Raw genomic sequence first — 5,545 nt, forward strand, 5'->3', positions numbered from 1 at the left:
CGCTCAGCCCGCGCGGCCCGGACGGGTCTGTGTCGGGTGCCGGGGCCGGGGGAGTTCCGGGGGCTCTCCCACCTTTATTTCCAGCCGAATTCACCCCCACCGCCGTCCGGCCCGCGCAGCCGCCCTGACCAGGGCATCAAGCCCGATCATGACAGGATCCGCACGCCCGTGCAGTGATCCACTCGCGACCGGATACCCTGCCTGTATGGCCAGCGGCGGCACTCAGGGACCAGGCCGCTAGATCGACCAGGGACAGAGGAGTGGTCTTCGTGACCGTCGTGGAACCCTTCGGGCTCAGCGTGCAGGACCGCGACCTGACCCGGGACGTCCAGGCCGGACTGGACGCTGTGGAGGCGGCGCTCGGTGAGGCCGTCAAGAGCGACGTCCCCTTCATCACCGTCACCGCCAGTCACCTCCTCGAAGCCGGCGGCAAGCGGTTCCGCCCGCTGCTCCTGCTGCTGGCCGCCCAGTTCGGCGACCCGGGGGCGCCCGGCGTGGTGCCCGCCGCCGTGGTGGTCGAACTGACCCACCTGGCCACGCTCTACCACGACGACGTCATGGACGAGGCGCCGGTGCGCCGTGGCGCCCCGAGCGCCAACTCCCGCTGGGACAACTCGGTCGCCATCCTCACCGGCGACTTCCTGTTCTCCCGCGCCTCCCAGGTGCTCTCCGACCTCGGCCCGGAGGCCGTGCGGATGCAGGCCGAGGCCTTCGAGCGGCTGGTCACCGGCCAGATCCTGGAGACCCGCGGCCCGGGCCAGGACATGGACCCGCTGCTGCACTACCTGGACGTCCTGGAGGGCAAGACCGGCTCGCTGATCGCCGTCTCCTGCCGGATAGGAGCGCTGATGGCCGGTGCCGAGCGCGAGCTGGTGGACACCCTCGGCGAGTTCGGCGAGCGGATCGGCATCGCCTTCCAGCTGGCCGATGACGTGCTCGACATCGCCAGCGACGGCCACGAGTCCGGCAAGACCCCCGGCACCGACCTGCGCGAGGGCGTGCCGACCCTGCCGACCCTGCTGCTGCAGCAGATGCCCGCCGACCCGGCCGACCCGGACGACGCCCGGCTGCGCGAACTGCTCGACCAGGACCTCTCCGACGACGACCTGCACGCCGAGGCGCTGCGCCTGCTGCGTGCCCACCCGGCGCTGGAGCGCGCCCGCGCCGAGACCCTGCGCCGGGCCGAGGAGGCCCGGGCGCTGCTCGCGCCGCTGCCGGACTGCGCCGCGAAGGCCGCCCTGGAGGGCCTCTGCGACGCGGTGGCGATCCGCACCATGTGAGACCCCGCGCCGTGCAGGACCCCGCGCCGTGTGAGACCCGGCGGGAGCCGTCCGGGCCGGGCCGAGAGGTGGCCCGTCCCGGACCCTCCGCCCGCCCCGGGATGGGGGAGACTGGCTCCCGTCAGCACACGCCTGCCCGGAAGGTCGTTATGCGTCGCGTCGTCATCGCCGAGGACTCCGTACTGCTCAGGGAGGGCCTGACCCGGCTGCTCACCGATCGCGGCCTGGAGGTCGTCGCCGGGGTCGGTGACGGCGACGCCCTGGTGAAGACCATCCACGACCTGGCCGCCGTCGACGCCCTGCCGGACGTCGTGGTCTCCGACGTGCGGATGCCCCCGAGCCACACCGACGAGGGCCTGCGCGCCTGCGTGGAGCTGCGTGCCCGTTACCCGCAGCTGGGCGTGCTGGTGCTGTCGCAGTTCGTGGAGGAGCGCTACGCCTCGGAGCTGCTGGCCGGCTCGACCCGGGGCGTGGGGTACCTGCTCAAGGACCGGGTCGCCGAGGTGCGCGAGTTCGCCGACGCGGTGGTCCGGGTCGCCGAGGGCGGCACCGCGCTGGACCCGGAGGTGGTGCAGCAGCTCCTCAGCCGCAGCCGCAAGGGCGACGTTCTGGCCAATCTCACGCCGCGCGAGCGCGAGGTGCTCGGGCTGATGGCGGAGGGCCGCACCAACGCCGCGGTGGCCAAGCAGCTGGTGGTCTCCGACGGCGCGGTGGAGAAGCACGTCAGCAACATCTTCCTCAAGCTGGGCCTGGCTCAGAGCGCCGAGGACCACCGCCGGGTGCTGGCCGTGCTCACCTACCTCAACTCCTGACGCCCGCCGGTGCCGTCGCCCGGCTCCCGGGGGCGCGCCCCCGGGAGCGCATCTCGGCCATGCGCCCGTGAGGTGCTCGCGCCCGCCCGTCCGAGCCGGAATGATCTCCGGCGGGCGGGCGTTGACGTTCATGTGCGGTGCAGCCGCGGGCCGGTGAAATAACTGCCGTGCTTCCGGTCGCCGTCGGGTCGGCCCGCATAGGATGCGAGAGGTGCACCAGGCGGACGGGGCACGGGGCCGCGCCCGCGGTGGTGCGCCCACGAGGAGGTCCGCGGCAGTGACCAGTCAGGTCGATCAGTCAGAGGCAGTGGACGGCCCGGACGGCGACGAGGCCCGCGCCGGGAGCGGAGACGCGCACGCGGGTTCGGACGCGTCCGCCGGACCGCCGGCCCCGGGCGGCCCTCCGGTGAAGCCGGGCAAGCCCATTCGCAGACTCGATCGGGTGATCATTCGCTTCGCCGGCGACTCCGGTGACGGCATGCAGCTGACCGGTGACCGTTTCACCTCGGAGACGGCGTCCTTCGGCAACGACCTGTCCACGCTGCCGAACTTCCCGGCCGAGATCCGGGCGCCCGCCGGCACCCTGCCGGGCGTCTCGTCCTTCCAACTGCACTTCGCGGACCACGACATCCTGACCCCGGGCGACGCCCCGAACGTGCTGGTCGCGATGAACCCGGCCGCGCTGAAGGCGAACGTGCCGGACCTGCCGCGCGGTGCCGAGATCATCGTCAACACCGACGAGTTCACCAAGCGGGCGCTGGCCAAGGTCGGTTACCCGGCGGACCCGCTGGGTGACGGTTCGCTGGACGGCTTCCACCTGCACAAGGTGCCGCTGACCACGCTGACCCTGGAGGCGCTCAAGGACAGCGGTCTGGCCCGCAAGGACGCGGAGCGGGCGAAGAACATGTTCGCCCTGGGCCTGCTGTCCTGGATGTACCACCGGCCCACGCACGGAACGGAGTCGTTCCTGCGCACCAAGTTCGCGAAGAAGCCGCAGATCGCCGAGGCGAACATCAGCGCCTTCCGGGCGGGCTGGAACTTCGGCGAGACCACGGAGTCCTTCGCCGTCTCCTACGAGGTGCCGCCGGCCAGGCTCCCGGCCGGGCGCTACCGCAACATCTCCGGCAACCTGGCGCTGTCCTACGGGCTGATTGCCGCCGCGCGGCGCTCCGGCCTCCCGCTGTACCTGGGCTCGTACCCGATCACCCCGGCCTCGGACATCCTGCACGAGCTGAGCCGGCACAAGGACTTCGGGGTGCGCACCTTCCAGGCGGAGGACGAGATCGCCGGCGTCGGCGCGGCGCTCGGCGCCGCCTTCGGCGGGGCGCTCGGGGTGACCACCACCTCCGGGCCGGGCGTCGCGCTGAAGTCCGAGACGATCGGCCTGGCCGTCTCGCTCGAACTGCCGCTGCTGGTCGTGGACATCCAGCGCGGCGGCCCGTCCACCGGCCTGCCGACCAAGACCGAGCAGGCGGACCTGCTGCAGGCGATGTTCGGGCGCAACGGCGAGGCGCCGGTGCCGATCGTCGCCCCGGCCACGCCCGCGGAGTGCTTCGACGCGGCGCTGGAGGCGGCCCGGATCGCGGTCACCTACCGGACCCCGGTGTTCCTGCTGTCGGACGGCTACCTGGCCAACGGCTCGGAGCCCTGGCGGATCCCCGACGTCGACGAACTGCCGGAGATCGACCCGGAGTTCGCCACCGGCCCGAACCGCGAGGACGGCGCCTTCTGGCCGTACCTGCGCGATCCGCGGACCCTGGCCAGGCCCTGGGCGCTGCCCGGCACGCCCGGTCTGGAGCACCGGATCGGCGGCATCGAGAAGCAGGACGGCACCGGCAACATCTCCTACGATCCGGCCAACCACGACTTCATGGTCCGCACCCGGCAGGCCAAGGTCGACGGCATCACGGTGAAGCCGGTCGAGGTGGACGACCCGAGCGGCGACGCCCGGGTGCTGGTGCTCGGCTGGGGCTCGACGTACGGGCCGATCACCGCCGCGGTGCGCCGGGTGCGCGCGGACGGCGGCGAGGTCGCCCAGGCGCACCTGCGCAACCTCAACCCGTTCCCGGCCAATCTGGGCTCGGTGCTGCGGAGTTACGAGAAGATCATCGTTCCCGAGATGAACCTGGGGCAGCTGGCCCTGCTGCTGCGGGCGAAGTACCTGGTGGACGCCGAGTCCTACAACCAGGTGCGCGGACTGCCGTTCAAGGCGGCCCAGTTGGCGGACGTGCTGTGGGCCGCGATCGGCACCCTGGACGAGGAGGACAACCGGTGAGCGAGCGGAGCGAGCGGATCATCGAGGGGCGCGTGTGGGCGAATGCCCCTGCCGAGCGTAGCGAGGTGGGCGCATGAGCGAGCGCGCCTTCCCGTCGCTGCGACTGGTGCCCAAGGCCGAAGGCCCGCAGAGCGCCCGGGACTTCAAGACCGACCAGGAGGTGCGCTGGTGCCCGGGCTGCGGGGACTACGCGATCCTGGCGGCGGTGCAGTCCTTCATGCCGGAACTGGGCATCAAGCGCGAGAACACGGTGTTCGTCTCCGGCATCGGCTGCTCCTCGCGCTTCCCGTACTACATGAACACCTACGGGGTGCACTCGATCCACGGCCGGGCGCCGGCGATCGCGACCGGGCTGGCCACCTCGCGCCAGGACCTGAGCGTCTGGGTGGTGACGGGGGACGGCGACGCGCTGTCGATCGGCGGCAACCACCTGATCCACGCCCTGCGGCGGAACGTCAATTTGAAGATCCTGTTGTTCAACAACCGTATCTACGGCCTCACCAAGGGCCAGTACTCGCCCACCAGTGAGCTCGGCAAGATCACCAAGTCCACCCCGATGGGTTCGCTGGACGCACCGTTCAACCCGCTGTCGCTGGCGATCGGCGCCGAGGCCACCTTCGTCGCGCGCACCATCGACTCGGACCGCCAGCACCTCCAGTCGGTGCTGCGGGCGGCCGCCGAGCACGAGGGCACGGCACTGGTGGAGATCTACCAGAACTGCAACATCTTCAACGACGGCGCCTTCGAGGTGCTGAAGGATCCGGGCAGCCGGGACGAGGCGCTGATCCGGCTGGAGCACGGGAAGGCCGCCCGCTTCGGTACGGACCTGGCGAACGGCGTCTTCCGGGGCCCGGACGGCGAGCTGTTCACCGCCCCGGTCACGGCGGACAACGAGGCGGAGGTGCTGGTCCACGACGCGCACGCGGCCAGCCCCGCCACCGCCTTCGCGCTCTCCCGGATCGCCGACGCGGACACCCTGCACCACACGCCGATCGGTGTGCTGCGCAGCGTCGAACGGCCGGTCTACGACGAGCTGATGGCGAGCCAGCTGGCCACCGCCACGGCCGGGCGCGGCCCGGGCGACCTGGCCGCGCTGCTCGCCGGCAACGACACCTGGACGGTGGACTGACCGCCCGACCGCCCGACCGTCCGTCGGAACGAACGGCGCCCCCTGTCCC

At 72.0% G+C, this 5,545-nt stretch carries 4 protein-coding genes; all 4 read left to right on the forward strand.

Going from position 1 to position 5,545, the window contains the following annotated elements; genetic code table 11:
- The first annotated feature begins 269 nt into the window (after positions 1–269).
- The 4 genes from ACFU6K_RS30005 (at position 270) to ACFU6K_RS30020 (ending at position 5,496) form a co-directional block, all read left to right on the forward strand.
- Positions 270–1,280 carry a polyprenyl synthetase family protein gene (locus tag ACFU6K_RS30005; RefSeq protein ID WP_049652569.1) on the forward strand — a complete coding sequence of 337 codons (1,011 nt, stop codon included), beginning with the start codon at positions 270–272 and terminating at the stop codon, positions 1,278–1,280.
- Positions 1,281–1,429: 149 nt separating this feature from the next.
- Positions 1,430–2,092, forward strand: coding sequence for a response regulator (locus tag ACFU6K_RS30010; protein WP_380668278.1), 663 nt, complete (start codon positions 1,430–1,432; stop codon positions 2,090–2,092).
- A 277-nt stretch (positions 2,093–2,369) separates the two neighbouring features.
- The gene (locus tag ACFU6K_RS30015) at positions 2,370–4,367 is read left to right on the forward strand and encodes a 2-oxoacid:acceptor oxidoreductase subunit alpha (protein ID WP_380668280.1); all 1,998 of its coding nucleotides are present in this window, start codon (positions 2,370–2,372) and stop codon (positions 4,365–4,367) included.
- A gap of 73 nt (positions 4,368–4,440) precedes the next feature.
- Positions 4,441–5,496, forward strand: a complete 1,056-nt coding sequence (locus ACFU6K_RS30020; protein WP_380668282.1) for a 2-oxoacid:ferredoxin oxidoreductase subunit beta — start codon at positions 4,441–4,443, stop codon at positions 5,494–5,496.
- Positions 5,497–5,545: the final 49 nt, after the last annotated feature.

It is taken from the genome of Kitasatospora sp. NPDC057512 (assembly GCF_042802135.1).
GTDB lineage: Bacteria > Actinomycetota > Actinomycetes > Streptomycetales > Streptomycetaceae > Kitasatospora.